At 28.6% G+C, this 3,664-nt stretch carries 2 protein-coding genes and 1 pseudogene; 2 read left to right on the top strand and 1 reads right to left on the bottom strand.

The genetic code is table 11. The features are described from left to right. Positions 1–158 precede the first annotated feature (158 nt). Positions 159–353 carry a double zinc ribbon domain-containing protein gene (locus NSA58_RS17445; RefSeq protein WP_039680373.1) on the top strand — a complete coding sequence of 65 codons (195 nt, stop codon included), beginning with the start codon at positions 159–161 and terminating at the stop codon, positions 351–353. 216 nt (positions 354–569) lie between these two features. Further along, positions 570–3,104: an FAD-dependent oxidoreductase gene (locus tag NSA58_RS17440; protein WP_039680372.1), complete on the top strand. Its 2,535-nt coding sequence runs from the start codon at positions 570–572 to the stop codon at positions 3,102–3,104. A 70-nt stretch (positions 3,105–3,174) separates the two neighbouring features. Here NSA58_RS17440 and NSA58_RS17435 read toward each other — a convergent pair. Continuing rightward, positions 3,175–3,664 (bottom strand): annotated as a pseudogene (locus tag NSA58_RS17435) (IS3 family transposase); the annotation flags it as partial.

Here is a 3,664-nt window from a genome sequence, read left to right as displayed (position 1 = left end):
ATTGACCAAAGAAAGCCATACAAATGAAATATGACATACTAATAACAAAAAAATAATAAATATGATATACGATATTGTTAATTATATAAAAAAGTACTATAATAAAAGTAAATAGTGTGCATGATAGTCAGAAAATTAAAAAAGGGGAGGCTGTAAGCATGGTGGAGGTAAGAAAAGATATTAGTGAAGTTCAAATTTGCAATAAGTGTGGAGAAATTAATTACGACAATGTTAATTTTTGTCAAGACTGCGGTTATATGCTAAAGGATTTTACTCATGTATTTTGTGAAGTTTGTGGATCAAAAAATTCAGTAGAAAATAAAATTTGCAATGAATGTAAAAATCTACTTTAAATTAAAACAATTAGATTAAGCATAGATAATATTAATAGGTTCAAAATTGGACCTATTTTTTTTGTATAAAATTTAACAATTATCCTATAAATGAGTTTATATACTATAATAAAGGGTAGAGATATAATAAAAAAATAACAGAATTTAACATCTGAATAGGGGATAAAAATTAGACTAAATTATTATACTTAATATACAAATAAGTGGAGGTAGATTATGGATTATAAGGAATTAAAAAAAGATTTTTATTGGGCAGGAATACTAGATAAGGATTTAAGGATCTTTGATATTATTATGGAGACGGAGTTTGGGACTAGTTATAATTCTTATGTATTAAAAACTGGTGACAAAGTCATATTATTTGAAACAGCAAAGGCTAAATTTTTCCAATCTTATTTAGAACGTTTAAAACAAATAGTAGATATAAATAAGATTGATTATATTGTTGTCAATCATACTGAACCAGATCATGCAGGTAGTGTGGAAAAATTAATAGATATGAATCCAAATATAAAAGTAGTAGGAAGTACAGTTGCAATAAACTTCTTAAAGAATATAGTTAATCATGACTTCTATAGTTTAACTGTCAAGGATAACGATATCTTAAAAGTTGGAGATAAAACTTTAAGATTTATTTCAGTACCGCACTTACATTGGCCTGATACTATGTATACTTACATAGAAGAAGATGAAACCTTAATCACATGTGACTCATTTGGTTCTCACTACTGCTTAGATGATATAGTATTAAGTAAATTGACTGATAATGAAGGATATATGAGAGCTACAAAATATTACTTTGATAACATAATAGGTCCATTTAAACCACATATGTTAAAAGCTTTAGGTAAAATAAAAGACTTAAAGATAGATATGATATGTACAGGTCATGGACCAGTAATAGATTGTAGAATTGATGAAATAAAAGAAACTTATAAAAAATGGTGCACGGTTATAAATCCAAATCCAAGAAAAACAGTGATAATACCTTATGTTAGCGCTTATGGATATACAAAAGAATTAGCACATGAAATAGAAAAAGGTATAAAAGATAGTGGAGAAATAGATGTTAGAATTTATGATTTAGTTGAAAGTGATACAGCTAAAGTTTTAGAAGAAATAGGTTTTGCAGATGGATTATTATTTGGAACACCAACAATTGTGGGAGAAGCATTAAAACCTATTTGGGATTTAACAACTTCGATATTTGCTGGAACTCATGGAGGTAAACTTGCTAGTGCTTTTGGTAGTTATGGATGGAGTGGTGAAGGAGTACCTCATATTATAGAAAGATTAAAACAACTTAGAATGAAAGTTGTAGATGGATTTAGAGTTAAGTTTAAACCAGGTAAAAAGGATTTAAAAGATGCATATGAATATGGGTTTAATTTTGGATGTATATTATTAAATAAGGAAAATAAAAGAGTTAAAAATAAAGTAACAGAAACTCCGCTAGTAAAATGTGTAGTTTGTGGAGAAATATTTGATGCTAGTTTAGACATATGCCCAGTATGTGGTGTTGGAAGAGAAAACTTTATACCAGTTAATGTGGAAGAAAGTAACTTTAAGAAGGATACAAATGAGATATTCTTAATTCTTGGTAATGGTGCTGCTGGTATAAATGCTGCAAAAGCTATAAGAGAAAGAAACAATACTTGTAATATAGTTATGATATCAAATGAAAATGTATTAAGTTATAATAGACCAATGCTTACTAAAAGCATGATTGCTAAATTTGATGCTAATCAATTAGCAATTTATAACGAAGAATGGTACAAGGAAAATAACATAACTAATATATTAGATAAAAATGTAATAGATATAAATACTGAAGAAAAAATAGTAACTTTAGATGGTGATATGAAGCTTAAATACGATAAATGTATTTATGCATTAGGTTCAGAATCATTTATACCACCAATTGCTGGGAATGAAAAAGAAGGAGTAATAGCAATTAGAAGAATTTCTGATACTGATAAAATAAATGATATACTTCCAAGTGTTAAAAATGCAGTAGTAATAGGTGGAGGAGTACTAGGATTAGAGGCTGCTTGGGAACTTAGCAAAGCTAAATGTAATGTAACTGTATTAGAACTTGCACCTAGTCTAATGCCTAGACAATTAGATGAAAGGTCAGGAGACTTTTTAGCTGATATAATTAAAGAATCAGGGATAGACTTAAAATTAAATGTTAAAATTGATAGCATTGAAGGTGAAGATGGTGTTACAGGAGTTAAGCTTGGTGATGGAGAAATAATATCAGCAGACTTGGTAGTGATTTCTTGTGGTGTTAGGGCTAATGTATCTTTAGCATCATCTTGTGGAATAAATGTAAATAAAGCAGTAGTTGTAAATGAAAAGATGGAAACTAATAAATCAGATATATATGCGTGTGGAGACTGCGCAGAATTTGAAAATATAAATTATGCTATTTGGCCACAAGCTGTAGAAATGGGGAAAGTTGCAGGAGCAAATGCGGCAGGAGATTCTGTAACATATGAAACAGTTAGTGCAGGACTTACTTTCAACGGTATGGACACTTCACTATTTGTCATAGGGGATAATGGAAAAGATCCAAATAAAAAATATAAAACAGTAGAATTTGCAGATGAGAAAAAACAAACTTATGAAAAATACTACTTTGTAAATAACCGATTAAGTGGAGTTATACTAATTGGTGACACTAGTAGATTAGTAGATTTAACTATGGCAGTAGAAGAAAATAGATTATTTAATAAAATATTTAAATAGATTATAAGAAAAAAACTCTAAGTCTAAATAAAGTGGATCCTTTGTCAAGGACACAAGAAAAAAGACATGGCTAAGACGCCATCAAAAGCTGATTTCTAAATTGAATAGGAGTCAGCTTTTTTAAATTCCATTGGTATCTGAAATTATTATAATAATCTATATAGTCATCTACTAAAATCTGTAACTCTTCAAATGTATTGCAACTTTTATAATCAATCTCGTTTTTCATATGACCAAAGAATGACTCCTGCGGAGCATTATTCCAACAATTACCTTTTCTAGACATCGATTGCTCTAAATTATTCTTTTTAAGTAACTTTTGAAAAATTGGACTAGTATACTAAGAGCCCTAATCAAAGTGAATAAACGCATCTTTATGTAGTTTAAATGATTTAAACTCAACTAATTTATCAATAGTTTTAGTAGCAATTTCTATAGCTAAACTTTTTGATAAATAATGTGATAATATTTCATTAGTTGATGAATCTTTTATCGTAGATAAATATGCCATTTTTCCATTGCCATAAGGCATATACGTGATATCTGTTAACAATAATTTC

This window comes from Terrisporobacter muris (assembly GCF_024621905.1).
Taxonomy (GTDB): domain Bacteria; phylum Bacillota; class Clostridia; order Peptostreptococcales; family Peptostreptococcaceae; genus Terrisporobacter; species Terrisporobacter muris.
This window is presented reverse-complemented; position numbering and strand designations above follow the sequence as displayed.